We start from the raw sequence: 26,236 nt of genomic DNA on the forward strand, positions 1-26,236 counted from the left end.
ATCTCTCTCTCAGCTCTGCGACACTTTCTGCGGGCGGAAATCGTTGGCGACGGTTTCGCCAAACGCCTGCACGTTGCGCGGTTGCGGGATCTGCGGCACCTCAAGGTCGAGATGCGGGAAGAGCAGCTCGCCGACGCGATACGCCTCTTCCAGATGCGGATAGCCGGAAAGAATAAAGGTCTCGATGCCGAGGTCGGCGTACTCCTGCATGCGCGCGGCAACGGTGGGGCCATCGCCCACCAGCGCAGTGCCTGCACCGCCGCGCACCAGGCCGACGCCCGCCCACAGGTTCGGACTGATTTCCAGCTGGTCGCGGCGGCCGCTGTGCAGCGCCGCCATACGCTGCTGGCCGACGGAATCGGTGCGGGCGAAGGCGGCCTGCGCCTTCGCAATAGTGGCGTCGTCGAGATGGGCAATCAGACGATCGGCGGCGCGCCAGGCTTCATCGCTGGTTTCACGAACGATAACGTGCAGACGGATGCCGAAGCGTACCTTGCGTCCTTGCGCCGCCGCTTTGGCGCGCACCTGTTCAATCTTCTCTTTTACCAGCGCCGGCGGTTCGCCCCAGGTGAGGTAGACGTCGACCTGTTCAGCGGCGAGATCCTGCGCCGGTTCGGAGGAGCCGCCGAACCAGAGCGGCGGACGTGGTTGCTGCACCGGGTCGAACAGCAGGCGCGCGCCGCGCACCTTCACATACTTGCCGGCGTAATCGACCGTTTCGCCCTCCAGCACGCGACGCCAGACGCGGGTAAACTCCGCCGACTCGACATAGCGCTCATGGTGGTCGAGGAAGACGCCGTCGCCCGCCAGCTCTTCCGGATCGCCGCCGGTCACCAGATTGAACAGCGCGCGGCCGTTAGAGAGGCGATCCAGCGTCGCGGCCTGGCGCGCCGCCTGGGTCGGCGAAATCACACCGGGGCGCAGCGCCACCAGAAAGCGCAGGCGCTGCGTCACCGGGATCAGCGAGGCGGCCACCAGCCAGGCGTCTTCGCACGAGCGACCGGTAGGGATCAGCACGCCCCCGAAGCCCAGACGGTCAGCGGCCTGCGCGATCTGCTGCAAATAGCCGTGGTCGACCGGGCGCGCCCCTTCTGAGGTGCCAAGATAGTGTCCGTCGCCGTGCGTCGGGAGAAACCAGAATACGGATAAGCTCATTATTCGCTCCTTACTGAAGAGGGGTGCTGGGATGCCAGATGCGATCGGCGATCGTCAGTTTTACCGGCACCAGGTGGCTGGAATAAAACAGGTCGGCGGTATGCTGCTGCGCAGCGGCGGTTTGCGCGCTGACCGGCGAAATATGGGTCGGCGGACGGTGATCGAGGTAGCTGGCGATAACCGGCTTCGGCAGGCCCATCGCGGCGGCAAGCAGATCGATACTCTGCTCACGCTGGCTCTGCGTCAGCGCGTCAGCCTGGCTAAAGGTATCCAGCACCTGCTGCACGAAAGCGCCGTTCTGCTCGGTAAACTTGCGCGTCGCCAGATAGAACGATCCGGTCAGATTAAGCTGGCTGCCGTCGGCCAGCACGCGCACGTTGCCCTGCTGCAGCGCGGCGGAGTAGTAGGGATCCCAGATCGCCCAGGCGTCTACGTCGCCCTGCTGAAAGGCGGCGCGGGCATCGGCGGGCGTCAGATAAACCGGCTGAATATCCTTAAAGCTCAGCCCTTCACGCTGCAGCGCGCGCAGCAGCAGATTGTGGGAGCTGGAGCCTTTTTGAAACGCGACCTTTTTCCCTTTCAGATCGGCGACGCTGTTGAGCGGACTGTTCTTCGCCACCAGGATCACCTCCGCTTTCGGCTTAGGCGGCTCCGAGCCGACGTAAAGCAGATCGGCGCCCGCCGCCTGAGCAAACAGCGGCGGTATATCGCCGGTGCTGCCCAGGTCAATACTGTCGACGTTCAGCGCCTCCAGCATCTGCGGACCCGCGGGAAATTCGATCCACTGGATTTTGGTATCGGGGAAACGCTGCTCCAGCAGCCGGTGCGATTTCGCCAGCACCATGCTGACGGAACCTTTCTGATAGCCGATGCGAATCTGCGCGGGGGCGTCCGCCGCCTGCGCCTGCAGGCTCAGTACGGCAAGTGCGGCGAGTAGCCAGCCAGTGAGGCTTTTCATATCGGTTTCTTCCTTTAAACAGCCTGAGCCAGCGGCTTATGATGGCGGGTTAACGCCAGCCAGAACGCCTCCACCGCCTCATCGAGCCGGCGCGCCAGCGCTGCCTGCAGCTCCGGCTGGCGATCGTAATGGGTAATCTGATGATCTTCGGCAAATACGCCGTGCAGGATCTCCTGCGCCTTCAGCGCGTTCAGCACCGGCTTCAGGGCGTAATCGACCGCGAGCATATGCGCCACGCTGCCGCCGCTGGCCAGCGGCAGCACGACTTTGTGCTCCAGGGCGCGTTCGGGCAGCAGATCGAGCAGGGTTTTCAGCGCGCCGGAGAAAGAGGCTTTATAAACCGGCGTGGCGACGATAACGCCGTCGGCGGCGAGCAGATCGTCGCGCAGCGCCAGCAGCGCCGGGGCATCGAAACGCGCATTAATCAGATCGTCTGGCTGAAAGTTCTGGATATTCCAGGGGATAACCTCAACGCCACGCGCTTCCAGCGCGCGCTGGCAAAGGGTAAGCAGCGAGGTTGAACGTGACGGGAAACGCGGGCTGCCAGCTAGCGTAATAACTCGCATTGTTACTCCTTATAACTGAAAGTTATTGATTAGCTATTGTTGAGAACTGATGCTCACATCCTGACAGAGCGGGGAGGAGGGCTTAAATGATTTATCCGGCAATCTAAAGGTGAAAAGTGCAAAACGCGCTGCTTTATTAATGAAAGGGCTGGCGCAGCGGACGGTGCGGGCTTTAGAAAAATCCTAAAAGACTAAAGCAGGTCCAGACGGATTCTTTACTCTGGCTAAACAAATAGCAGCAAAAGTATTTGCATACCGGGGGAACAGGGGAAGTAATCAGGTTAGCTAAACCGCGCAATATGTAACCGGCAAACTTTTTGGCGCGCTGTTAAGCGCAAAAATGTGACAAATGTCACTATGCCTGATGGGCTGGGGAGGCGCTATCGCTATTATCAGAATATCGCCATGCAGGCGGCGGCAGTTAAGGAGAGATAAATTCCGTTCAGTGATAATAAAGTAACCAGACTGAAACGCTTTGTGACCTTTTTTACGTTTAAAAATGTTGCCTGTTTCGCCAGAAAAGTTAAGCGAAGTAAAGTAACCGCTGCGCATCTCCTTCGATACTTTACCTGCCGTGATAGATTCAGCGCCGGACGCGCCTCTTAATAAAAGGCTGGCCCTGTTAATAGAAAAAATCTTCTGCTTATACTATTCCACCATGAGAAGAGATTCGCTGATTGCGTCTCGTTTAATTCTTTCTGCGCCATGCTTTAACACAAATTTAATATTTGTGTAATGCTCGTGCTTTTTCTTTTAATCGAACCAGAGAAAGATGTATGGCAAAGACGCTGCTATCAGTCATCATTCCCACTTATAACGTGGAAAAATATATTGTCGAATGTGTCGACTCCCTGTTGCGTCAGGCTGACGCGACCGCGGAAATTATCATTGTTAACGACAGCTCCACTGACGGAACCCTGGCACTGGTAGAGCAGAAATATGGCCACCAGCCACAGGTTCGCATTATCACCACTCCCAACGGCGGCGCGGGTAAAGCGCGTGATACCGGCATCGACGCCGCGCAGGGGGAGTTTGTTTTCTTCTGCGATCCAGACGATATCGTACCGGAAGGCTTTGTGGCCGAACTGCAGCAGGTCACTGCCGCGCACCCTGACGTTGACCTGTTTTGCTTTAGTTCGCAGATGTTTGAGGATGGCCGTGAAAACCAGACCCGTCCGAAAGTGCGCCACGACCAGTTCGGCCTGCAGTCGCCGCAGCAGGTGCTGTCGCGTCTGCTCAATAACGGCTCCTATACCTCCGCAGCCTGGAATTACGCGGTGAAAAGAAGCCTTATCGTGCAGCACGGCCTGCGTTTTGTCGATCGCGTGCATGAGGATCATAAATTCACGCTGTCGGTCTTCGTTCAGGCGACGCGCGCTTGGGTGAGCCAGCACGTTTACTATCTTCAGCGCGTCCGCAGCGGCTCGCTGACTAACAGCCGTAAAAATGATGACTATTTTCTGCAGCGCTACAACGCCTTTATGCAGACCTACGGCATACTTAAGCAGAATTTAGATCATTCGCCGCTGAAGAAGCAGCTGGAAAAAGCCTATTTAATGCACTCGTTCCGCCTGATGATTTATCTGTCGCTCTACAACGGCACGCCGGTGCCGGAATATGTTATTAACGCGATTCGTTATATGGGCGGCAAGTTTAAGCCGGTTAACTTCAAAGAGTGGCTGCTTATTAATCGCCCGCGCCTGTTTATCCAGCTGCAAAAATATAAGGTTACAAAAGAGCTGAAAAAAGCGGCCTGACTTTTTCGCTGCTGCTGGAATGCCTGCCTGCCGGACCTTATTCAACGCGAATAAATGTTATTTCACTTTCTGGCTTATTTCGCGCCAGCTCAGATTTAATCTGGCGCGTAGCGCCAGAGATAAATTTAAGACTATGTCTGGTAGGCAGCTCCGATGATGTGTGCCACGCTTGTGACCTCCGAGAAAACTGCCCAGATACAATCATACATATGTCAATAAAACGTAACGCGATCGCCAATTATGTCGGTCAGATTTACCTGACGCTGTCAGGTATTCTGGTCGTGCCGCTTTATATTCAACATCTCGGGATGGAAGCTTACGGGCTAGTGGGTTTTTTCTCGATTCTGTTAACCTGGCTCCAGCTGCTCGACGCCGGCGTATCGACCACGCTGATGCGTGAAGCGGCGCGCTATCGCGCTAACCAGGCGGAATTTATCTGGTTCCCGGCGCTCTTCTCCGCGCTGTCGAAGTTCTTCCTTATCTCCACGCTGATTCTGGTGGTCATCGGCTGGCTTGCCACGCCCTGGATCGCCCATAACTGGCTCGATGCGCGGCATCTGCCGTCGGCTGACGTCACCATTGCCGTCGCCATTATGGTGATCACGGCGGCGATCCGCTGGCGCACCAGCCCTTACCGCAGCGTGATTGTCGGCTTTGAGCATCAGGTCTGGCTTAACGGCGTCAACCTGGTCATCGTAACGCTGCGTACCTTCGGCGCGGTGCTGGTGATTCAGCTCTTCTCCAACCCGGTGCTGAGCTTCTTTATCTGGCAGCTGGCGGTGTCGATAGCGGAAGCGGTCTGCCTGATCGCTAAATCCTATCAGCTGGTGCCTGCCGCCGCGCGTAAGCAGAAGCATGAAAATTTAAAGGCGGTGTTAAAGCCCTTTATTCGCTTTGCGCTGAGTGCAGCGTTCGCCAGCGCCATCTGGACCTTTATTTCACAAATTGACCGTCTGGTGCTCTCTAAAACGCTGCCGCTGAGCGCCTACGGCTCCTTTACCGTGGTCGCCACCGCTGCTACCGGCATTATCCTGCTCAGCAGCCCGATTATGCAGGCGATTGTGCCGCGCATGACCGGTATTAAAACGCGCAAGGAGGGGGATGCCGAATCCCTGACGCTCTACCGCTATACCACCCAGGCGGTGGCGATCTTTATGGCGCCGCTCAGCATTACTATCGCGATGTTCGCCACGCCGCTGCTCTGGGCCTGGACGCAGAACGCCCAGGTAGTGACCGATATGTCGTTTGTGCTCAGCCTCTATGCGCTGGGTAGCGGCGTGCAGGCTATTTGCGGCCTGCTTTACCATCTGCAGTATGTCAACGGCAACCTCAAGCTGCATCTGAAAGGCTTCTCCTGCTTCGCCGTCATCCTGGTTCCGCTGAACATCTGGGCAGCGATTCACTATGGCGCAGAGGGCACCGGCTGGCTGTGGCTGGGGCAGAACGTCTTCTATCTGGCCGGCTGGGCCTGGCTGGTGCATCGCCGCTTCGCGCCGGGCATTCACTTTACCTGGCTGACGCGCGACGTGCTGCTGATCTGGGCGGTGGCGGGGCTGATCGCCTGGCTTTGCACCTTCCTGCCCGTGGAGTGGAACCAGAACCGCTGGCTTAACCTGCTGTGGCTTGGGCTGATTGGCCTGGTAAACCTTTCAGTTTGCTGTCTGCTGCACAGCCTGGTGATTAAGCGTCTGCTGCCTGCCCGAGCCAAACGTTTTACTATTGAGGAGCGAGAATGAGCACACGGAACCCTGACAGCCGCGCAGCGACGATCTCTGTTATCGTGCCAAACTGGAACTGCGCGCCCTGGCTGCCGGAAGCGATCGAGTCGCTGCTGGGCCAGTCTTCTCCGCCGGAGCAGGTGATTGTTATCGACGACGGCTCCATCGACGACAGCATCGCCTTGCTGGAAGCGCTGGCCGCCCGTCATCCGCAGCTGACGCTGCTGCGCGGCGAGCGCGGCGGCGTCAGCGCGGCGCGCACTAAGGGGCTGGAGATTGCCACCGGCGACTTTATCTACTTTATGGACGCCGACGATTTTGTCTCCCGGGATCTCTTTGCCGACTTCCGCCGTACGCTGGCGCAGCATCCCGAGATGGAGATGTTCTGCTTTGGCGCGCGTATGTTTACCGACAAACCGGTCGCCGAGCGTCAGTATGAGCAGTTTCATCAGCGCCACGTCGACGGCGTCTGGCCCGGCGGCGCCGACACGCTGCGCAGCATGATCCCGCACCGCTCGGCGCACCGCGTGCTCTGGAGCAGCATTCTCTCCCGCGATCTCATTCTGCGCACCGGCATACAGTTTCTGCCGATCCAGAATCATGAGGACGCGCCCTATATGTTTGCGCTCTATATGTCGGCGCGGCAGATCGGCTTTACGCGCAAAAGCTACTACAACAAGCGCTTTATGCCGACCTCCCTGTCGCAGAGCAAGGCGACCTTCTCCTGGGTAGAGAACTACTACATTGCCCGGCGCAGCAGCGAAAGCTTTCTGCGCGAGCAGGGTTTGCCGCCGGAAGAGAAGCTGCTGGATATCTACTATCAGCCGGTGATGTACGGCTGCCTGATCGAGATCCGCAAAAACAATATTTCGGTGCCCGCCTCCTGGCATACCACTATCGATCAGCTGGTGCGCAAGGTCACGGGCGAAAGCAAACGCCTTAAACTGCTCTGGTACTATCCGACGATCTACAGCGGTCTGCAGGCTTGCCGTCGCCTGGCGCGCTATGCCAGCAGGCGCTGATCTCGATCAATAATCTTGTCCCGTCAGTAATTTACTTTTGCGCCAGAGGCCTTTACCATTCTGGCGCACCTTTTCCCGTGCACCCCGACAACTCATCGCTTCCGACCTCCAGGAGAGTGCATGCTTTATCCTATCGTCCGACCTGCGCTGTTTAAGCTCGATCCCGAGCGCGCTCACGAACTCACTTTTCAGCAACTGCGTTTTATCAGCGGCACCCCGCTGGAGGCCCTGATCCGTCAGCGTCTTCCTTCCCGTCCGGTGACCTGCATGGGCTTACGCTTTGACAATGCGCTGGGGCTGGCGGCCGGACTGGATAAAAACGCGGAGTGCATCGACGCCTTCGGCGCGATGGGGTTCGGCTTCGTCGAGGTCGGCACCGTGACGCCGCGCGCTCAGGCGGGCAACGACAAGCCGCGTATGTTCCGGCTGGTAGAGGCTGAAGGCATTATCAACCGCATGGGATTTAATAATCTCGGCGTCGATCACCTGGTGGAGAACGTCAAAAAAGCGCGCTTCAAGGGGATCCTCGGTATTAATATCGGCAAAAATAAAGACACGCCGGTGGAAAAGGGCAAAGAGGATTACCTGATCTGCATGGAGAAGGTGTATGCCCATGCGGGCTATATCGCGATAAATATCTCCTCGCCTAATACGCCAGGATTGCGCACGCTGCAATATGGCGAAGCGCTCGACGATCTGCTGGCGTCGATTAAAGCGAAACAGAAAGCGCTGGAGCAGCAGCATTTGAAATATGTGCCGGTCGCGGTAAAAATTGCGCCCGATCTTTCTGAAGAAGAATTAATACAAATTGCCGATAGCCTGGTGCGCCATAATATCGATGGCGTGATCGCCACCAATACCACGCTGGATCGCTCGCTGGTCAGCGGCCTGCGATACAGCACGGAGTCAGGCGGCCTGAGCGGTCGTCCGGTGCAGTCGCGCAGCACGGCGGTCATCAAGCGGCTGGCGCAGGAGCTGGATGGCGCGCTGCCGATTATCGGCGTCGGCGGCATTGATTCATTAACCGCGGCGCGAGAAAAAATGGCCGCAGGCGCGACGCTGGTACAGATTTACTCCGGCTTTATTTATAAGGGGCCAGGATTAATAAAAGATATCGTGACCCATCTCTAAGACAATTCTAATAAAACGACGCCGGGGGGTTTATTTCTGACTTCGGCTCGTTTATATTTTTTCCCTGTTGTACCTATTTTCAGCTTTTTCCCCATAAACAGGGCTTCGCTGAGTCTGTGCAGAGAAACGCGGCGGTTAATGACGAGGCAAATTATGAAGATGAAACCTGACGATAACTGGCGCTGGTATTTTGATGCCGACCATGACCGGATGATGCTGGACCTGGCTGACGGTATGCTGTTCCGCTCTCGCTTTCCCCGTAAAATGCTGACCCCCGACGCCTTCCGCCAGACTGGATTTAGCGTTGACGACGCCGCCCTCTACTACACCTTTGAAGAACGCTGCCGGCAGAGTTCGCTTAGCGCTAATCAGCGCGCCGAGCTGACGCTTAACGCGCTGGTGGCGAGCCGTTTCCTGAAGCCGCTGATGCCAAAAAGCTGGCATTTCACCGCCTGGACCTGCGTGCTGCAGCCTGAGGCGGGAGATATGGTTGAGGTCACGCTGGCGGAAAACGGCGAACAGGCGCGGCTGCTGGCAATAGAAAGCGGCGGCAACGCCACCCTCTGTTTACTGGCGCAGCCTGGGCTTACCCTGGCGGGCAAGCAGATGGTGCTGGGCGACGCCATTAAAATCATGAACGATCGCCTGCTGCCGCACCATGCGGAGAGCGCGCCGCGCTTCGCTTACGCGGTCTAATCCTTACGCCAGTTCAATATCACCGGCTGGAATACAGCTGCAGCTCAGAATGGTGCCGTCGTCGCGAATGGCGCTTTTCTTCAGCGCTTTTACCTCTCCTGACACCAGCGTCACTTTACAGCTGCCGCACAGGCCCGCTCGGCAGGAGTAGGGGATTTTAAAGCCCTGCTGCTCCAGCTGCTCCAGCAGCACCTGCTGGTTATCACCCTGAAACCGTTCCCCCTGCCAGGTGACCGACACCGTCGCCGCCGATTGCTGCTGCGGCTTAAGGGTTTCTACCACCGCGCCAGGCCCGTAGGCGCGCGGCGTATGGCGCGCCAGCACCTGCACCTCGTCCCCGACGCGCACGATGCCGCTGCCGCGCGCAATCAAATTCAGACCAAAGTCGATATCGCCGCTGCCGTCCTGCGCGCTGCGGAAGCCCTGCAGGGTTTTTAACGGCTCGCCCTCTGGATGTTTGCGGCCGCTTTCGGTGCCGACGGTGGTAAAGACGCAGCGGCTGCAGGGTTTGGGCACGTCGAAGATCACGCCGCCGATCTGCACCGTTGCCCAGCTGTCTTCATCCCAGGCTGGCGCGCCGCTGACAATCAGGTTGGCGCGAAATTGTTCGGCGCGCACGCTGGCCGGGCAGCGCTGCTGTAAATCCTGCAGCGAGGCCTGGTTGACCAGCAAAAAGGGAAAGCCGTCGGCGAAGCCGAGCGGCACGCCCTCAAAGCGTTTTACCCGGCGCGACGGCTGCGGTCCAACCCAGCGCAGCTGCACCGGGCGAGGAAAAAAGGCGCTGAGCCAGGCGTTAATGGCGTCAGGCGCGATGCGTGCGGTAAACTGGTTGCCCCATACTTCCGTTGGCGCCTCCTGCGCGGCGAAATCGCTGAAGCGGCTCATCGCCTGACTGCCGTCGGGCGCCTGAAGAGAGAGGCCATCAGCCAGCAGCGCCGGGGTAAAGCGCACCATCTCGGGATACTGGCGTGCGGTAATAAAGGTGCCGTCCAGCTCTGTCACCATAAAAATGCGGTCGAACGCCAGCCCGCTCTCCAGCGCCTGCGCGTGGGAAAGTTGTACACCCCGCATTGATTTGACCGGATGAATAAACAGACGGGACAGCGAGAGCATGGCGATCTCCAGATAAGCGGGCGTGGGCGGCAAAAGAAGCTAACTTTATGATACATGGCGTCGGGACGCTATAGCCTCGTTAGCGGCCGGGCCAGAGCCGCGCGCGTAGCCTTCCAACAATGCCGCTTATTTAGGGTATAATGCGCAGCAATTTTCTCAAGAGTAATAGTGACGATATGAATTCTCTCTTTGCCAGTACGGCGCGTGGGCTCGAAGAGCTGTTAAAAAGTGAGCTGGACGCGCTGGGCGCGCAGGATCTGCAGGTGGTACAGGGAGGCGTTCACTTTGAAGCCGATGACCGTACGATGTATCAGAGTCTGCTGTGGAGCCGGCTGGCGTCCCGCATTCTGCTGCCGCTCGGCGAGTTCGGCGTCTACAGCGATCTCGATCTCTACGTCGGCGTACAAAGTATTGACTGGACCGAACTGTTCGGCAGCCAGCATACCTTTGTGGTGCACTTCAGCGGCACCAACGAGTCGATTCGCAACAGCCAGTTTGGCGCATTAAAGGTCAAGGACGCCATTGTCGACTCCTTTACCCGTCAGAAGCTGCCGCGTCCCAACGTGGATCGCGAGCAGCCCGATATCCGCATTAACGTCTGGCTGAATAAAGATCGCGCCAGCATCGCGCTCGATCTGAGCGGCGACGCGCTGCATCAGCGCGGCTATCGCCAGCAGACCGGCCAGGCGCCGCTTAAGGAGAACCTGGCGGCGGCCATCGTGCTGCGCTCCGGCTGGCAGCCGACCACGCCGCTGCTCGATCCCATGTGCGGCTCCGGCACGCTGCTGATTGAGGCAGCGCTGATCGCCTGCGACCGCGCGCCGGGCCTGCTGCGCAGCCGCTGGGGCTTTACCCACTGGCGTCAGCATAACGATGCGCTGTGGCGCGAAGTGAAAAGCGAGGCGCAGCAGCGCGCGCGCGCCGGCACCGCCGCCGCGCAGGCGCGTTTCTTCGGCTACGACAGCGACGGCCGCGTGCTGGAATGGGCGCAGGCTAACGCGCGCCGCGCCGGCATCGCCGATCTCTTTACCTTCGCGCGTCAGGATGTGCTGCAGCTGAAAAACCCGCTGCCGGGCGAGCAGCACGGCACCGTGTTAAGCAACCCGCCTTACGGCGAGCGTCTGGAGAGCGAGCCGGCGCTTATTGCCCTGCACAGCCAGCTCGGCCGCATTATGAAACAGCACTTTGGCGGCTGGACGCTGTCGCTGTTCAGCGGCTCCCCTGAGCTGTTGAGCTGCCTGCAGCTGCGCGCTGAGCGCCAGTTCAAGGCGAAAAACGGCCCGATCGAGTGCGTGCAGAAAAACTATCAGCTGGCGGCAAACAGCAGCGAAGGCGGCGCACAGATTGCGGAAGATTACGCTAACCGCCTGCGCAAAAACCTGAAGAAGCTGGAAAAATGGGCCCGTCAGGAGGGCATTGAATGCTATCGCCTCTATGACGCCGACCTGCCGGAATATAACGTAGCGGTGGATCGCTACGGCGAGTGGGTGGTGGTGCAGGAGTATGCGCCGCCGAAAACCATCGACGCCGCGAAAGCGCGCCAGCGCCTGTTCGACGTTATCGGTGCGACGCTTAGCGTGCTGGAGCTGCCCGCCAACCGGCTGGTGCTGAAAACGCGCGAGCGCCAGAAAGGCAAAAATCAGTATCAGAAGCTCGGCGAGAAGGGCGATTTCTTCGAGGTGCAGGAGTATAACGCGCGCCTGCTGGTCAACCTGACGGACTATCTCGATACCGGCCTGTTCCTCGATCACCGCATCGCGCGCCATATGCTCGGTAAAATGAGTAAGGATAAAGATTTTCTTAACCTCTTTTCCTATACCGGCAGCGCCAGCGTGCACGCCGGGCTGGGCGGCGCGCGCAGCACCACCACGGTCGATATGTCGCGCACCTATCTGGAGTGGGCGGAGCGCAACCTGCGCCTGAACGGGCTGACCGGGCGTCAGCATCGCCTGATGCAGGCCGACTGCCTGAGCTGGCTGCGCGAAAGCGACGAGACCTTCGACCTGATCTTTATCGATCCGCCGACCTTCTCTAACTCCAAACGTATGGAAGAGGATTTCGACGTGCAGCGCGATCATATTATGCTGATGCGCAACCTGAAACGCCTGCTGCGCCCGGGCGGCACCGTCATGTTCTCCAACAATAAACGCGGCTTTAAAATGGATCTCGACGGGCTGGCGTCGCTGGGCCTGAAGGCGCAGGACATTACCCAGAAAACCCTGTCGCAGGATTTTGCCCGCAACCGTCAAATTCACAACTGCTGGCTGATTACTCACGCCGGTAAGGAATAAGTTCAGATGTCATTAATCAGTATTCATGGCGCTTACCTCTCTTTCAGCGACGCGCCGCTGCTCGACAACACCGAGCTGCATATCGAAGAGAACGAGCGCGTCTGTCTGGTCGGCCGCAATGGCGCGGGCAAATCGACCCTGATGAAGATCATCAACGGCGAACAGCCGCTGGATGATGGCCGCATTATTTTTGAGCAAGACCTGGTGGTGGCGCGTCTGCAGCAGGATCCGCCGCGCAATATTACCGGTTCGGTCTATGACTTTGTCGCTGAAGGGGTGGAAGAGCAGGCCGAACACCTCAAGGCCTACCACGCGATTTCCCATGCGGTGATGCTCGATCCCAGCGAGAAGAACCTCAACGAGATGGGGCGCCTGCAGAGCATCCTTGACCACCACAATCTGTGGCAGCTGGAGAGCCGCATCAACGACGTGCTGCAGCAGATCGGCCTGCAGCCCGATACCGAGCTGTCGTCGCTGTCGGGCGGCTGGCTGCGTAAAGCGGCGCTGGGCCGTGCGCTGGTGAGCAACCCGCGCGTGCTGCTGCTGGACGAGCCGACTAACCACCTCGATATCGAAACCATCGACTGGCTGGAAACCTTCCTGAAGACCTTCAGCGGCAGCATCGTCTTTATTTCCCATGACCGTTCGTTTATCCGCAATATGGCGACGCGTATCGTCGACCTCGATCGCGGCAAGCTGGTCTCCTGGCCGGGAAATTACGATCTCTACCTGGAAGGGAAAGAGGAGGCGCTGCGCGTTGAAGAGATGCAGAACGCCGAATTTGACCGCAAGCTGGCGCAGGAAGAGGTCTGGATCCGCCAGGGCATCAAGGCGCGTCGTACCCGTAATGAAGGCCGCGTGCGGGCGCTAAAAGCGCTGCGTCGCGAGCGCTCCGAGCGCCGTGAGGTGATGGGCAAAGCCAATATGCAGGTCGGCGAAGCCTCACGTTCCGGCAAGATTGTTTTCGAGCTGGAGCACGTCAACTATGGCGTGGGCGGCAAAACGCTGGTGCATGACTTCTCCGCCCAGGTGCAGCGCGGCGACAAGATCGCCCTTATTGGCCCGAACGGCTGCGGCAAAACCACGCTGCTGCGCCTGATGCTGCAGCAGCTGAAGGCGGACAGCGGCCGCGTACATAGCGGAACCAAGCTGGAAGTTGCCTACTTCGACCAGCACCGCGCCGAGCTCGATCCCGATCGCACCGTGATGGATAACCTGGCGGAAGGCAAGCAGGAGGTCATGGTCAACGGCAAGCCGCGTCATGTGCTCGGCTACCTGCAGGACTTCCTGTTCCATCCGAAACGCGCCATGACGCCGGTGCGCGCGCTTTCCGGCGGCGAGCGCAACCGCCTGCTGCTGGCGCGCCTCTTTCTGCGCCCCAGCAACCTGATGATCCTCGATGAACCCACCAACGACCTCGACGTCGAAACGCTGGAGCTGCTGGAAGAGCTGATTGACGGCTATCAGGGCACCGTGCTGCTGGTGAGCCACGACCGTCAGTTCGTCGATAATACCGTGACCGAATGCTGGATCTTTGAAGGCAACGGCGAAATCGGCAGCTTTGTCGGCGGCTATCACGACGCGCAGCAGCAGCGCGCAGCCTACAAACAGCAGAAAAGTGCTCAGGCGTCGAAGCCCGTTGCCGCAGCGAAACCCGCGGCGGAGAAAAATGATGGCGCGAAACGCGGCGGCAACAAGCTAAGCTATAACCTGACGCGCGAGCTGGAACAGCTGCCGCAGAAGCTGGAGACGCTGGAGGCGCGCATCGGCGAGCTGCAGGCGAAAATGAGCCATCCTGACTTCTTCAGCCAGCCGCACGATCAGACTCAGCCGGTGCTGGATGCGCTGGCGCAGGCCGAGCAGGAGCTGGAAACAGCGTTTGCGCGCTGGGAAGAGCTGGAAGCGCTGAAAAACGGCGCCTAACCATAAGGGTATCGGGATGTGTTCAGCCGCTGAAAGCCAGCCGTGGATGCTCTGTCCACAGTGCGATTTAATGGTAAAACTGCCGGACGTGCCGCAGGGCAGCCGCGCGTCCTGCCCGCGCTGCCATACGGTGCTGACTGCTAACTGGCCGGAGCCGCGCAAACGGCCAACCGGCTACGCGCTGGCGGCGCTGTTTATGCTGCTGCTGGCCAACCTGTTCCCCTTTATCACCATGAAGGTGGCGGGGTTCAGCAGCCAGATTTCGCTGCTGCAGATCCCGCAGGTAATGGTGTCAGAGGATTACAGCAGTCTCGCCACGCTGTTCCTGGTATTTGTCCAGGCGATCCCTGCGCTCTGCATGCTGACCATTATTCTGCTGGTGAACCGCATCCCGATGCCGCCCAGCCTGCGCCTGGGGCTGGCGCGCATTCTGTTTCAGCTGCGCAGCTGGGGGATGGCGGAGATCTTTATGGCCGGCGTACTGGTCAGCTTTGTTAAGCTGATGGCCTACGGCGATATTGGCCTTGAGACCAGCTTCTGGCCCTGGTGCCTGTTCTGCCTGCTGCAGCTGCGCGCCTTTCAGTGCGTGGACCGCCGCTGGCTGTGGAACCAGATCGCGCCGATGCCGCCGCTGCCGCATGCGCCGGAAAAAGGCGTCAGCGGGCTGGAGCAGGGCATGCGTTCCTGTCCGTGCTGCACCGCGATTCTTGCTGCGGATCACCCCGACTGCCCGCGCTGTGGCGTGGTTGCAGCAGCGCGCCGCAGGCACAGCCTGCAGTGGACGCTGGCGCTGCTGTTTACCTCGCTGATGATCTATATTCCCGCCAACCTGCTGCCGATTATGGTGACCGAAACCCTGGGGACGCCTTATCCGTCTAACATTATGGCGGGCGTAATTTTGCTCTGGAGCGACGGATCCTACCCGGTGGCGCTGGTGATTTTTATCGCCAGCATCATGGTGCCGTCGCTGAAGATGCTGGCGATTGGCTGGCTCTGCTGGAACGCCAGCGGACGCGGCCAGCGCGACAGCGAAAGGATGCACCTGATTTATGAAGTCGTCGAATTTGTCGGCCGCTGGTCGATGATCGACGTGTTTGTTATCGCCGTGCTCTCTGCGCTGGTGCGCATGGGGCAACTGATGAATGTTTATCCCGCAACCGGGGCGCTGCTGTTTGCGCTGGTGGTGATCCTGACCATGATCGCCGCTATGACGTTTGACCCGCGCCTGACCTGGGATCGCATACGGGAACACACTACAAAGGAGCCGCGCCTTGACGGAAAGTAACCACGGCCATGCCAAAGTCGACCAGATTAAACGCTGGTCGCCGGTCTGGATTGTCCCCATCGTGACGCTGTTGATCGGCGGATGGATTCTGTTTTACCACTTCAGCCACCTCGGCCCGGAAGTGACCCTGATTACGGAAAACGCGGAAGGCATCGAAGCGGGTAAAACCACCATCAAAAGCCGCAGCGTCGACGTCGGCGTAGTGGAAAAAGCGGAGCTGACCGACGATCTGCATCACGTTGAGATTACCGCGCGGCTTAACTCCGGCATGGAAAAGCTGCTGTATGGCGACAGCGTGTTCTGGGTGGTGAAGCCGCAGATTGGCCGCGAAGGGGTGACCGGCCTCAATACGCTGCTCTCCGGCGCCTATATCGAGCTGCAGCCCGGCAAAAAAGAGGAGCCGAAAGAGCGCTATCAGCTGCTCGACGCACCGCCTCTGGCGCCGCCTGATGCAAAAGGCATCCGCATTACCCTCGACAGCAAAAAAGCGGGGCAGCTTAACGCCGGCGATCCGGTATTGTTCCGCGGCTATCGCGTCGGCACCGTGGAGACCAGCACCTTCGATACCGATAAGCGCATGATGACCTATCAGCTGTTTATCGCCGCGCCCTACGATCGGCTGGTGACCACCAATGTGCGTTTCTGGAAAGACAGCGGCATCGCGGTGGATATGTCGGCGTCGGGAATGCGCGTGGAGATGGGTTCGCTGACCACGCTCTTCAGCGGCGGCGTCAGCTTCGACGTGCCGGACGGCTGGGATTTAGGCCAGGCCGCGGCGAACAACGCCGACTACCATCTGTTCGACGACCAGCGCAGCATTCAGGATTCGCTCTACACCAATCACGTCGATTTCCTGATGTTCTTCAGCGATTCGATTCGCGGCCTGCAGGTGGGCGCGCCGGTTGAGTTCCGCGGCATTCGTCTGGGAACGGTCGCACAGGCGCCCTTTATGACCGATGGAGTGAATCAGGCGCTGAATAACGACTATCGCGTGCCGGTGCTGATCCGCATTGAGCCTGACCGCTTTATCGCCAGACTGGGTCAGGACTTTAATCTGGAGCAACATCTGCAGGATGGCAAAAAACGCGGCCTGCGCGCCTCGTTGAAAACCGGCAACCTGCTCTCTGGCTCGCTCTATATCGATCTCGACTTCTACGATAACGTCCCGGCCTATAAAGGCCCGAACAAAATCGCAGGCTACGAGATTATTCCGACCACCAGCGGTGGCCTGAGCCAGATCCAGCAGAAGCTGGTGGCGGCGCTCGACAAGATCAACGCCTTGCCGCTTAACAACGTGGTGACCGAGGCGACCGGCACGCTGAAAGAGAGCCAGCGCACGCTGCGTGAAATGCAGGGCACGCTGAAAAACCTCAACCAGATCACCGCCAGCCCGGCGATGAAAACGCTGCCGGAAGATATGCAGCAAACGCTGCGTGAACTGAATCGCAGCATGAAGGGGCTGCAGCCAGGCTCGCCGGCGTACAACAAGCTGGTGGGCGATATGCAGCGACTCGATCAGGTGCTGCGCGAACTGCAGCCGGTGTTGAAAACCCTTAATACCAAGAGCAACGCGCTGGTCTTCGAGGCCAAACCGGGTCAGGATCCACAGCCAAAGAGGGCGAAACAGTGAGAAAAGGAGCCGTTTTATGCGCCGCGCTGCTGCTGAGCGCATGCAGCAGCACCATCGATAACACCTATTACCAGCTGCCGTCGAAGCCGGCGGCGATGCAGGTACGCAGCGGCGGCGACGCGCAGCCGCCAGCGCTATGGGTTCAGCAGGTGGCGGTGCCTGATTATCTGGCGGGTAACGGGCTGGTTTACCAGACCAGCGACGTGAAATACGTTATCGCTGCCAATAATCTCTGGGCCAGCCCGCTGGATCAGCAGCTGCAGCAAACGCTGGTGGCGAACCTGAGCAAGGCGCTGCCGGGGCGGCTGGTTTCGGCCGCGCCGCTGGGCGAAAAGCATGACACGCTGAGCGTCACGGTGACCGGATTCCAGGGCCGCTATGACGGGCGCGCCGTGGTGAGCGGCGAATGGGTGCTGCAGCATAACGGACGTGTGGTGAAGCAGGGATTCGACCTGGCGCTGCCGCAGAACGAAGATGGCTATGACGCGCTGGTGCGCACTCTGGCTATCGGCTGGCAGCAAACTGCGCAGCAGATTGCCAACGCGGCGATAACCACAGAATAAAATTTGCTAAAGATGGTGTTCAGCTCCCGGATGCCGTCAGCGAAAAGCGGCGGCGATCGGGAGCTTTTTTTATTGCCGCTTCAGGACGATAAGCGAAAGCCTGGCCCTGCGCGCAGGCAAAATCATGGCGATTTCGCGTCAAAATGATGACACTGGCGTGAAATTTGCGCATTGACCTTTCGAGGCGGGGCGGGTAGAACTTAATAGTGGCTGAGTAATTATTCGCCACTCTATTTCTTTCCACCAGATTCCACAGACCTGATATGAGGGATACGGAGTATGAAGAGACAGAAACGAGACCGCCTTGAACGCGCTCACTCACGTGGCTACCAGGCCGGTATTACAGGACGCTCAAAAGAGATGTGTCCGTATCAGATGATTGAGGCTAAGTCTCACTGGTTGGGAGGTTGGCGACAAGCCATGGAGGACAGGGCGGTTACGGCGTAATCGACCGTCAGGAAAAGGAAGAAACCTCCGCGCAGGCGGAGGTTTTCATTTGTGCCATCAGAAAGCGTTAGTGTCTTTAAACAGACCGACTTTCAGATCGCTGGCAGAGTAAATCAGGTTACCATCTACGAAGACTTCGCCATCGGCGACGCCCATCACCAGCTTACGATTAATGACGCGCTTGAAGTGAATGCGGTAGGTCACTTTTTTCGCGGTCGGCAGCACCTGGCCGGTGAATTTCACTTCGCCTACGCCCAGCGCGCGGCCTTTGCCTTCGCCGCCCAGCCAGCCCAGATAGAACCCAACCAGCTGCCACATCGCATCCAGGCCGAGACAGCCCGGCATCACCGGATCGCCAATAAAGTGGCAGGCGAAAAACCACAAGTCCGGATTGATATCCAGCTCGGCTTCAACGAAGCCTTTGTCGAACTTACCGCCATCTTCGGTCATCTTGACCACGCGGTCCATCATCAACATGTTGCCTGACGGAAGCGGCGGACCGTTCTCGCCAAACAGTTCACCGCGACCTGACGCAATCAGGTCCTCTTTGCTATAGGATTCGCGTTTATCAACCATGTTTTCAATAAGCCTTGTTTTAGTGAAGCACGAAGTTTAGCGAACAGCTGTACGCCGGGCAATTCAATCAGTTCTGGTTGAACCAGTTTAGCCAGCGAAGCGGCCAGGGGCGATGGCTCGCTTCCTGCTGATTGAGTTGGGTAATACGATCCTGGATGCGGCGCAGCAGCGCGTCGCCGTTCTCCTCTTCGCTGTGCCAGACAATACCGGTCAGCAGCGGCAGCGCCTCATCGGCGCGATCGATCGCCCAGATATGAAAACGGCCCTGCTCAACGGCGTCGACCACATCCTGGCTCAGGCAGAGGTGACGCACATTGCACGCCGGAATAATTACGCCCTGCTGGCCGGTAAGTTCACGCTCGTTGCAAATCGCGAAGAAGCCTTCAATTTTCTCGTTCAGGCCGCCCACCGGCTGCACGTTGCCGAACTGATCCACCGATCCTGTTACCGCAATTTGCTGGTTAATCGGCTGATTAGCCAGCGCGCTGATAAGGGCGCACAATTCGGCCAGCGAGGCGCTGTCGCCGTCAACCTCCGAGTAGGATTGTTCAAACACCAGCGATGCGGAGAAGGGCAGCTGCTGATCCAGCTCCAGCTCGGCGATAAGATACGCCTGCATAATCATCATGCCTTTAGCATGGATATTGCCGCCCAGCTCAGCTTTGCGTTCGACGTCGGTAAACTCGCCGTCGCCCGGATGGACGACGCAGGTAATGCGCGAGGGCTCGCCCCACGGGCGCGGATGGCCCGGGAACTCCACCACGGAGAGGCCGTTGATTTGGCCAACGACGTCGCCTTCAGTTTCAATCAGGATCTGCTTCAGCAGAATTTCGTCGCGCATGCGCTCGGCGAGGAACGCTTCGCGCCAGGTGCGCACGTCAAGGGCGCTGACCAGCGCCGCCTCGCTGAGGGCGTTCTCCTGCGCGAAGGCTTCGCGCATCTGACGCAGCAGCCAGCGCGGGCAGAGGGGCAGCACTTCCTGATCGCCGGTGTAACGCACCGCTTCGCGGATCAGCGGCGGCCAGAAGTCGACCTGCGGAGCGGGCAGGCCCGCCTGCAGCGCGACATCCTGCGCCCAGCGGCACCAGGCGAGCATATCGTCTTCGTCGACGATCTGCATGTTCTCTTCGAATTCAGTATAGATCGCCATCTCGTGCAGTTCAGGATCGCTCTCCTGAAATGCCGCCAGCGCATCGCGGTCGCCGCAGAGCACCAGCTTCAGGCTTAGCGGAAGCGCGGGAATGGAAACCGGCAGGGGATGACGCTCATCGGGCGACTGCCACTCAAGGCGACCGAGCTGGATAGCGCGCTTCAGGCGCAGCCACAGCAGCGGCTGCGCCTGCAGGGTGCGCAGCGACAGCACCAGGGTTCCGCCGTTGGCGCGGTGAATCAGGCCCGGCTCAAGCTGGAGGCGATCGCGGTGCAGGCGCACGCAGCCAAACAGCTGGTCGTTCTCAATCCACTCCGCGAAATGAACCTGACCGCTGCCGGTAAAAGGATGCGAGGCATCGCCGGGCGGCTGGAGGGTCACGTTATCCGCGATAATATGATAATGTCCGCCGAACAGTGCTGCGGGTTCGGTGGCGATACGCTCCATCTGGCGCGCGATAAGCTCCAGGTAGTCCAGGTTCTCCTGACTACATACCAGCAGAAGGGGAAAGCCCTCGGCCTGCTGATCGAGACAGGCCAGCGCATTCAGCAAACGCGGCTGTACCGTCGCCAGGCTATCGGTCTCTTCTTCGGTAATACGGGAGAAAACGGACGCGTATCCGGTAATATTCGGCTGCAGGTCTTGCCAGGAAAGTTGGGAGCTGGTCAAAATAATCGCATTTGGTTAATTAAAGAAAAGCGGGATTATACAGGAAAGCCCTTTGTTAAGCACTGCATGGTTCGGATTAACCCTGAGACCTGCCGCGCCTTTTTCCTTACTGCATCGAGCATAAAAGCTGTTATTCTTAGTTTGTTACGCGGTCACGATGAGATTCCGATGAAATACCAACAACTCGAAAATCTTGAAAGTGGATGGAAATGGAAATACCTGGTGAAAAAGCACCGGGAAGGCGAGCCGATCACGCGTTATCTTGAGCTTAGCGCCGCGCAGGCAGCGGTGGATGAACTGCTCTCAATGGAAAACCGTCCGGTTGATGTGGCTGAATGGATCGCGCAACATATTCACCCGGATCTGGATAATCGGCTGAAACAGACCATTCGCGCGCGCCGCAAGCGGCACTTCAACGCAGAGCATCAGCATACCCGTAAGAAGTCGATCGATCTGGAGTATCTGGTGTGGCAACGCCTGGCGGGGCTGGCGCAGCGCCGCGGCTGCACGCTGTCGGAAACCATCGTTCAGCTGATTGAAGATGCAGAACGTAAAGAGAAATATGCCACGCAGATGTCGAGCCTGAAACAGGATCTGCAGGCTATCCTCGGCAAATCAGAAACGGGCAGCGAATAGCGCAGCGCGTTAAGCTAAACAGCAGACATAAAAAAACCCCGCTTTGCGGGGTTTTTTCTTACGAGGTAACTTAAGCCTGCGGCTGAGTTACAACGTCTTTGATACCTTTCACGTCGATTTCTACGCGACGGTCCGGACCCAGGCAGTCGATCAGAGCCTGACGGCCTTTCACGCTGTCACAGGTGTTGCCGGTAACTGGGTTAGATTCGCCCATACCACGTGCAGAGATCTTGTTAGACGGGATACCTTTAGAAACCAGGTAGTCAACCACAGACTGAGCGCGTTTCTCAGACAGTTTCTGGTTGTACTGGTCAGAGCCGATGCGGTCAGTGAAGCCCAGAACGACGACTGAACCGTCTTTCGGATCCATTGAGCTCAGCTGGCTGTACAGCTGATCCAGAGCCTGCTGGCCTTCCGGCTTCAGGGTAGACTTGTTGAAGGTGAACAGGACGTCAGACTTCAGGGTGAAACGCTTGGTTTCAACAACTGGAGCCGGAGCCGGAGCCGGAGCAACAACCGGTGCAACTTCATCCTGACCGAAGCGGTATGAAACGCCTACGCTCAGCATGCCGTTGTCAGGACGTGCGCCAACGGTCTGTGCGTCACCGATGTTGTTAACCCACTGGTAGTCCAGACGAGTTGCCCAGTTCTGAGTCAGAGCGTATTCAACACCCACTGCTGCCAGCGGAGAAACGCCGGTGTCGTGGTCGCTGATGCGGCCGTTGACAACGTTGTTCTGAGTTGCGTCAGCACGCCATACCATACCACCCAGACGGGTGTAGACATCCAGATCGTCAGTGATCGGATAGCTCAGTTTAGCAGCCAGCTGAACGCCCTGTGCTTTGAATGCGCCGTTGTTTACGGTGCCTTTGTTCGGCATACGGCCAAGCCAGTCGTAGCCCAGCTCGAAGCCCAGGTACGGGTTAGCCTGGTAACCTACGAATGCGCCAGCGCCAAGCTGAGATTCGTGAGTCGGACCATTGTTGTTGCCATAACCGTTACCGTAGTAACCAGTATCGTGATACTGAGACCAGCCCAGTTTAGCACCGGTGTACCAGGTGTCATCTTTCGGAGCGGCCTGCGCTACGGTAGCGAAGCCAGCCAGTGCCACTGCAATTGCGATAGCTGTCTTTTTCATTTTGCGCCTCGTTATCATCCAAATAGGCAATGAGCAAAAAGGGATGCTCTTGGTTGTAATCCTTCGCCGGGTTAATACGCTCGCTTATGACTCTACCGATTAAAAAACGGAGATTATTGAGCACCCTGGCGAGGTAAAGTCTACAACGAGATTGGAAAGTTACAAGTATGATGTGAGGGGATGCTGCAAAAAAACAGGGCTTTATACACATATTCTAACATTTGGCGCGGTCTTAATACCGTCGCGCTTAAAGGCAAAATGCAGCTAAACCATTGTCAAAGCTGGAGGGAAAAGAATCAGTGGTTTAGCTGAAACAAAAAAGGCAATTGACCCGAGATAAATCTTATTTTTACTTAATGAAACAAATCGGACTGAATTTTTCGCCCTTTAGTTGGTCGCAGCGAGGGTTCTGCCGTCCCATTGGGACGCATTATCAACCCCAGCGCTTTACCTTCCGCCGCCGCCAGTTCTAATTCGCGCCGTTCTTCCTCGTCCAGATCGTACGGTATCCACGCCAGCACGACGCTGTAATTCCCGGTACGCAACGCTTTAATCATCGCCTCAACAGAGGTGCAACGCTCAGAATCCGCAACGTGCATGCTTTTTTCCAGCGGCAGACCCGACTGTTGCAGCCAGGCGCGATTCAGCTTGTGCGCGGGCGTCAGCCAGAGCTGCCAGCGGGACTCCTTGCTGAGCTGTTGCAGTAACGGCAGCAGCAACATTTGCATCATGCCGGGCTGTTCGCTGTAGCGCAATTCCGTAATCCAGCCGCTGTGCTGCAACGGCTTAGAAGCGGATACGTGACGGTGAGCAAAGCCTGCATTATTAAAGTGTTGGGTGCGCATAAGTTAACCACTCAGCATTGGACTGTATGGATATACAGTAATGACTTCCTGGATAAAGATCAACCTCAAATTTGGAAAACGGCTCGCAAAAAAGGCAGAAGGTCAGGCTTAAGGAAAAGAATTAATTGAACCCTTAACTGATTTTTTCTATATCTCTAACGAACTGATACCCATGGATTTTTAGTAATTTTCTGCACAAGGAGAGTGTGTTATGAAAAAAAAGCACCCCATTGTAGAACAGTCTCGTAATCGCCTGGCCGCGCTAGGCCATATCGAGGCGCGCACCCAGTTCGGCGGCTATGCGCTGGCCGTTGAAAAAGTGGTTTTCGCGCTGATTAGCGATGACGCACTCTATCTGCGCGCCAGCGAAGCGCTGCGGCAATATGCGACGCGCCAGCCTATGCAGCCGCTGCTGTTTCGCAAGCGCGGTACTGCGGTCTGCCTCGACTACTATCGCGTCGGCGACGCGCTATGGAGCGACCCCGAGCAGCTGCTGTCTCTTTCCGCCGCTTCGTTGCGCACCGCACGCCAGGCGTTACAGGCCAGACAGAGGCCGCTGCGGCTGAAGGATCTGCCCAATCTCAGCCTGCGCATGGAGCTTCTGCTGCACGAGGCGGGGGTGAGAAGCGTGCAGCATTTGATGGAGCTGGGATCGAAACGCTGCTGGCTCAGGCTCAGAGCGATAAACCAGCATATCGGCTTTAAAACGCTGCTGGCGCTGGAGGGGGCGATAAAGGGACGACATGAAGCCGCCCTGCCACTAACGGTCAGGGCGGAGCTGAATGCATGGTATCAGGAGGCTTTAAAAGGTGGCCTCTCCTGAGGCTGCGCCAGCGTCCGGCTCAGACGGGCGATTTCCGGCAGCAGGGCTACCAGTAAGCCCAGCTGCTGCAACACCAGCGGCGCGCGCGTCTCCTGATTAGCGGCCATATCGCTGATGCGCTGCGTTAGCGCGCTCTGCATCGTTTCCGCTTCAGCGTCGCTCACCACCTCGGTTTGCAGCACATCTTCGACATAGCAGACCGTATCGTCGAGCAGCGTCAGCAGCGCGCCGTCAGTCAGCTTATCGCGGTGCGCGCCGAGGGCAGAGATATAGCTCAGAAAAGAGTGGTTAAGGCAGAGCAGCTGGAAAGCGGACTCTTTATGTTTCTGCTGCGTCCGCGACTCCCCGCTCATATTGGAGACCACGGAGGCCAGCTCCGCATCGGCGTTATGGGCGTCGCGTCGCGCGATGCGATAGGCGAGACGATTATCCTTGCCCTGATGATACTGCTCCATAATGGCGTCCAGATAGCGGCAGTTGGCGTTCAGGGTGCGCGCCGCCACTGCAGGCAACTGACGAAAACGCCAGTCAGGCCAGATAAAGGCCACCGCCAGCCAGGCGAGTGCGCATCCCAGCAGCGTGTCCACAATGCGCGGCAGCGCCACCTCGAAGCCTTCGCCCAGCAGGTTAAAGCAGAGCAGCACCAGCAGGGTGATAAACAGCGTCGCCTGCGCGTACTGCACCTGGCGAAAGGCGAAAAACAGCACCCCGCTGACCACAATCAGCACCAGCTGCCCTTCGGTCGAGGGCACCAGCCACAGCACTGGCAGACCGATGGCGATACCCGCCAGGGTGCCGCCGATACGCAGCGCCAGCCTGCGCCGCGTGGCGTTATAGTTAGGCTGGCAGACAAACAGGCTGGTGAGCAGGATCCAGTAGCCGCGATCGAGACCGGTAATCTGGATAAAGGCGTAGCCGATGCAGAGCACCACGGTCATGCGCACCGCGTGACGGAAGAGCGCGGAAGCGGGTGTCATATGACGGCTGAGGCGCAGGCGAATATCGCTCCAGCCGCTCAGCCCTTCGCGCGACAGCCGGTTATCGCCCGCCAGATTTTCGCTGGCTAAAGTCTGCTCAGACTCAATCGATCCCAGCTGCGCGTCGATGGCGCGCAAATTGCGCAACAGCCAGAACAGCGGGCGCAGATGGGGCGCGTCCGGCTCGTTTTGCTGCAGGCGCTCCAGTGCGGTCTGCAGGCGCTCGAAGGCGCGCTCAAAGCGAGCGTCGTGCTCCCAGCGCTCACGCAGCAGGATGCACTGCGACAGCTGGCGACACGCCTGCGCCTGCATATTCAGCAGCCGCTGAAAACGGAACAGGATCTCGTTGTAGCGCCAGTCGTCGCGCAGCAGATGATACTGCAGGTGGGAAGAGCTGGCGCGCTCGTGGATATCCTGCGCCACAAAGTAGTAATGCAGACTGCGACGGGTGCTGCGCGATCCGCGATCGCCGCGCAGGCGGCTCTGCAGCGTGCTTTTGGTCAGATTCAGCTGCGCCACCAGCTGGCTGTTAACCATCGCGGTGCGAATAAGCGTGACGTCATCCTGGGCGTCGCCGTCGGGATCGAACAGATTCGCTTTGGCTTCAAGATATTGCGCCAGCTGCGCATAGCTGCCCGCCAGCTGTTCCTGCACCGGCCGTACCGGGAACATCAGATGGCCGAGCAGCGTCAGCATGTTGTACCAGAGCGCGCCGACCAGCAGCAGGATAGGCTGCATATACCACTGGGAAAACAGCCCGATGCCCAGCATGGTGTAAACGGCGATCAGCAGCGCGCCAAAGGCGATAGTGGCGTAGCGCTGGCCGAGCGCGCCCAGCAGAATAAACCCCCAGGTGGAGAGGGCGAGCCCGGCCATAAACGCCAGCGGATGGGGAAACAGCAGCTCTACCGAGACCGATGCGATACAAAAGCAGAGCAGGGTAATCAGCAGATTGCGCAGCCGGCCGCTGAGGCGATCGTCGAGATCGGCCAGCGCCGCGGCCACCACGCCGAGCGTCAGCGGGATGGTCCAGTCGATCTGATGCAGCCACCAGGGCACCGCTGCGCAGCCGGTCAGCGCCAGAAAGATGCGAAACAGATAGCGCCAGCTGCTGTTAAAGAGATAGTTGCGCCAGCCCGGCAAGGCTTTCGACATCATATCGTGGCC

General features: G+C 58.5%; 22 protein-coding genes. 13 read left to right on the plus strand and 9 right to left on the minus strand.

Features of this window, described 5'->3' with window-relative positions:
• Nucleotides 1–9: 9 nt before the first annotated feature.
• Genes ssuD through ssuE form a run of 3 tightly spaced genes read right to left on the minus strand, consistent with a single transcriptional unit; the run spans nucleotide 10 to nucleotide 2,679 of the window.
• Nucleotides 10–1,155, minus strand: coding sequence for an FMNH2-dependent alkanesulfonate monooxygenase (ssuD, locus tag MHZ97_RS02390; protein ID WP_239312232.1), 1,146 nt, complete (start codon nucleotides 1,153–1,155; stop codon nucleotides 10–12).
• A gap of 10 nt (nucleotides 1,156–1,165) precedes the next feature.
• On the minus strand, nucleotides 1,166–2,113 hold the full coding sequence (locus MHZ97_RS02395) for a sulfonate ABC transporter substrate-binding protein (RefSeq protein WP_239312210.1): 948 nt from the start codon (nucleotides 2,111–2,113) through the stop codon (nucleotides 1,166–1,168).
• Nucleotides 2,114–2,127: 14 nt separating this feature from the next.
• Complete coding sequence (gene ssuE, locus MHZ97_RS02400; RefSeq protein ID WP_103795376.1) at nucleotides 2,128–2,679, minus strand: NADPH-dependent FMN reductase; 552 nt, start codon at nucleotides 2,677–2,679, stop codon at nucleotides 2,128–2,130.
• Between the two features lie 776 nt (nucleotides 2,680–3,455).
• Between ssuE and MHZ97_RS02405 the strand changes: the two genes are divergently transcribed.
• The 5 genes from MHZ97_RS02405 to MHZ97_RS02425 all read left to right on the plus strand — a co-directional run bounded on the left by MHZ97_RS02405 (nucleotide 3,456) and on the right by MHZ97_RS02425 (nucleotide 9,003).
• Complete coding sequence (locus MHZ97_RS02405; RefSeq protein WP_239312207.1) at nucleotides 3,456–4,436, plus strand: glycosyltransferase; 981 nt, start codon at nucleotides 3,456–3,458, stop codon at nucleotides 4,434–4,436.
• Nucleotides 4,437–4,645: 209 nt separating this feature from the next.
• Nucleotides 4,646–6,172, plus strand: coding sequence for a lipopolysaccharide biosynthesis protein (locus MHZ97_RS02410; RefSeq protein ID WP_103795378.1), 1,527 nt, complete (start codon nucleotides 4,646–4,648; stop codon nucleotides 6,170–6,172).
• Nucleotides 6,169–7,176 carry a glycosyltransferase family 2 protein gene (locus MHZ97_RS02415; RefSeq protein WP_239312204.1) on the plus strand — a complete coding sequence of 336 codons (1,008 nt, stop codon included), beginning with the start codon at nucleotides 6,169–6,171 and terminating at the stop codon, nucleotides 7,174–7,176. The genes MHZ97_RS02410 and MHZ97_RS02415 overlap by 4 nt, the downstream gene beginning before the upstream one ends.
• A 120-nt stretch (nucleotides 7,177–7,296) precedes the next feature.
• A complete protein-coding gene (gene pyrD / locus MHZ97_RS02420; RefSeq protein ID WP_103795380.1) occupies nucleotides 7,297–8,307 on the plus strand; it encodes a quinone-dependent dihydroorotate dehydrogenase in 1,011 nt (336 codons plus the stop codon).
• Nucleotides 8,308–8,460: 153 nt separating this feature from the next.
• Nucleotides 8,461–9,003 carry a cell division protein ZapC gene (locus tag MHZ97_RS02425; RefSeq protein WP_103795381.1) on the plus strand — a complete coding sequence of 181 codons (543 nt, stop codon included), beginning with the start codon at nucleotides 8,461–8,463 and terminating at the stop codon, nucleotides 9,001–9,003.
• 3 nt (nucleotides 9,004–9,006) lie between these two features.
• Here the strand turns inward: MHZ97_RS02425 and MHZ97_RS02430 are convergent, their stop codons facing one another.
• Complete coding sequence (locus MHZ97_RS02430; protein ID WP_239312201.1) at nucleotides 9,007–10,116, minus strand: YcbX family protein; 1,110 nt, start codon at nucleotides 10,114–10,116, stop codon at nucleotides 9,007–9,009.
• Between the two features lie 176 nt (nucleotides 10,117–10,292).
• Here MHZ97_RS02430 and rlmKL point away from each other — a divergent pair, with 176 nt between their 5' ends.
• The 6 genes from rlmKL (at nucleotide 10,293) to rmf (ending at nucleotide 18,255) form a co-directional block, all read left to right on the plus strand.
• On the plus strand, nucleotides 10,293–12,407 hold the full coding sequence (gene rlmKL / locus MHZ97_RS02435; protein WP_239312198.1) for a bifunctional 23S rRNA (guanine(2069)-N(7))-methyltransferase RlmK/23S rRNA (guanine(2445)-N(2))-methyltransferase RlmL: 2,115 nt from the start codon (nucleotides 10,293–10,295) through the stop codon (nucleotides 12,405–12,407).
• 6 nt (nucleotides 12,408–12,413) lie between these two features.
• Nucleotides 12,414–14,330 carry an ABC transporter ATP-binding protein gene (locus MHZ97_RS02440; protein ID WP_103795384.1) on the plus strand — a complete coding sequence of 639 codons (1,917 nt, stop codon included), beginning with the start codon at nucleotides 12,414–12,416 and terminating at the stop codon, nucleotides 14,328–14,330.
• Nucleotides 14,331–14,346: 16 nt separating this feature from the next.
• Nucleotides 14,347–15,615, plus strand: a complete 1,269-nt coding sequence (gene pqiA / locus MHZ97_RS02445) for a membrane integrity-associated transporter subunit PqiA (protein ID WP_239312178.1) — start codon at nucleotides 14,347–14,349, stop codon at nucleotides 15,613–15,615.
• Nucleotides 15,602–17,245: an intermembrane transport protein PqiB gene (gene pqiB / locus MHZ97_RS02450; RefSeq protein ID WP_103795386.1), complete on the plus strand. Its 1,644-nt coding sequence runs from the start codon at nucleotides 15,602–15,604 to the stop codon at nucleotides 17,243–17,245. Before pqiA ends, pqiB begins: the two co-directional genes overlap by 14 nt.
• A complete protein-coding gene (gene pqiC, locus MHZ97_RS02455) occupies nucleotides 17,242–17,808 on the plus strand; it encodes a membrane integrity-associated transporter subunit PqiC (protein WP_239312170.1) in 567 nt (188 codons plus the stop codon). Before pqiB ends, pqiC begins: the two co-directional genes overlap by 4 nt.
• A gap of 279 nt (nucleotides 17,809–18,087) precedes the next feature.
• Complete coding sequence (gene rmf, locus MHZ97_RS02460) at nucleotides 18,088–18,255, plus strand: ribosome modulation factor (protein ID WP_103795388.1); 168 nt, start codon at nucleotides 18,088–18,090, stop codon at nucleotides 18,253–18,255.
• Between the two features lie 57 nt (nucleotides 18,256–18,312).
• Here the strand turns inward: rmf and fabA are convergent, their stop codons facing one another.
• Complete coding sequence (gene fabA / locus MHZ97_RS02465; protein ID WP_033751185.1) at nucleotides 18,313–18,831, minus strand: bifunctional 3-hydroxydecanoyl-ACP dehydratase/trans-2-decenoyl-ACP isomerase; 519 nt, start codon at nucleotides 18,829–18,831, stop codon at nucleotides 18,313–18,315.
• A gap of 67 nt (nucleotides 18,832–18,898) precedes the next feature.
• Nucleotides 18,899–20,656, minus strand: coding sequence for a Lon protease family protein (locus MHZ97_RS02470; RefSeq protein ID WP_224481777.1), 1,758 nt, complete (start codon nucleotides 20,654–20,656; stop codon nucleotides 18,899–18,901).
• Nucleotides 20,657–20,818: 162 nt separating this feature from the next.
• Between MHZ97_RS02470 and matP the strand changes: the two genes are divergently transcribed.
• Nucleotides 20,819–21,286 (plus strand): macrodomain Ter protein MatP, encoded by a 468-nt coding sequence (matP, locus tag MHZ97_RS02475; RefSeq protein WP_146053810.1) that lies wholly within the window; start codon nucleotides 20,819–20,821, stop codon nucleotides 21,284–21,286.
• Nucleotides 21,287–21,356: 70 nt separating this feature from the next.
• Here the strand turns inward: matP and ompA are convergent, their stop codons facing one another.
• Together ompA and sulA are read right to left on the minus strand one after the other, a co-directional pair.
• On the minus strand, nucleotides 21,357–22,424 hold the full coding sequence (ompA, locus tag MHZ97_RS02480; protein ID WP_103795391.1) for a porin OmpA: 1,068 nt from the start codon (nucleotides 22,422–22,424) through the stop codon (nucleotides 21,357–21,359).
• 353 nt (nucleotides 22,425–22,777) lie between these two features.
• A complete protein-coding gene (sulA, locus tag MHZ97_RS02485) occupies nucleotides 22,778–23,269 on the minus strand; it encodes an SOS-induced cell division inhibitor SulA (protein ID WP_239312151.1) in 492 nt (163 codons plus the stop codon).
• A gap of 211 nt (nucleotides 23,270–23,480) precedes the next feature.
• Between sulA and MHZ97_RS02490 the strand changes: the two genes are divergently transcribed.
• Complete coding sequence (locus MHZ97_RS02490) at nucleotides 23,481–24,092, plus strand: TfoX/Sxy family DNA transformation protein (protein WP_239312148.1); 612 nt, start codon at nucleotides 23,481–23,483, stop codon at nucleotides 24,090–24,092.
• Here the strand turns inward: MHZ97_RS02490 and yccS are convergent.
• Nucleotides 24,062–26,227 carry a YccS family putative transporter gene (gene yccS / locus MHZ97_RS02495; RefSeq protein WP_239312145.1) on the minus strand — a complete coding sequence of 722 codons (2,166 nt, stop codon included), beginning with the start codon at nucleotides 26,225–26,227 and terminating at the stop codon, nucleotides 24,062–24,064. The genes MHZ97_RS02490 and yccS overlap by 31 nt on opposite strands.
• Between the last annotated feature and the right edge of the window lie 9 nt (nucleotides 26,228–26,236).

Source organism: Pantoea sp. ACRSC (assembly GCF_022346785.1).
GTDB lineage: Bacteria > Pseudomonadota > Gammaproteobacteria > Enterobacterales > Enterobacteriaceae > Pantoea > Pantoea alvi.